1 protein-coding gene is annotated in these 284 nt (G+C 43.3%); it reads right to left on the bottom strand.

All coding sequences use genetic code 11. The features are described from left to right. Positions 1-284, bottom strand: a 284-nt coding sequence (locus tag KO524_RS15255; RefSeq protein ID WP_219295082.1) for a gliding motility-associated C-terminal domain-containing protein, incomplete at both ends; no start/stop codon positions are given.

The following is a 284-nucleotide window of genomic DNA, read 5'->3' as shown; positions in this document are numbered from 1 at the left end:
CATCCCTCTCTTCTTCCTAAAAAAGTATTGATTACATAAAAATAGGTGCCGCTAGCTAAGGGCTTTCCACTTTTATCTTGACCCGCCCATTGATTGGTATAACCGTTTTTATGAGTGTACACTTCTAGCCCCCAACGGTTGTAGATGATCACATCCAGAACCCCGTGTTTACCCAAATCCCAACTGTCGTTAAAACCGTCTCCATTAGGCGAAATTCCCTTGGGTATGGAACAATCTTGGTAAGTGATCGTAAATTGACTTTGGTCGGTACAGCTACTCGCGTT

The sequence above is a fragment of the Flavobacterium sp. NKUCC04_CG genome (assembly GCF_019345525.1).
Taxonomy (GTDB): Bacteria; Bacteroidota; Bacteroidia; order Flavobacteriales; family Flavobacteriaceae; genus Flavobacterium.
This window is presented reverse-complemented; position numbering and strand designations above follow the sequence as displayed.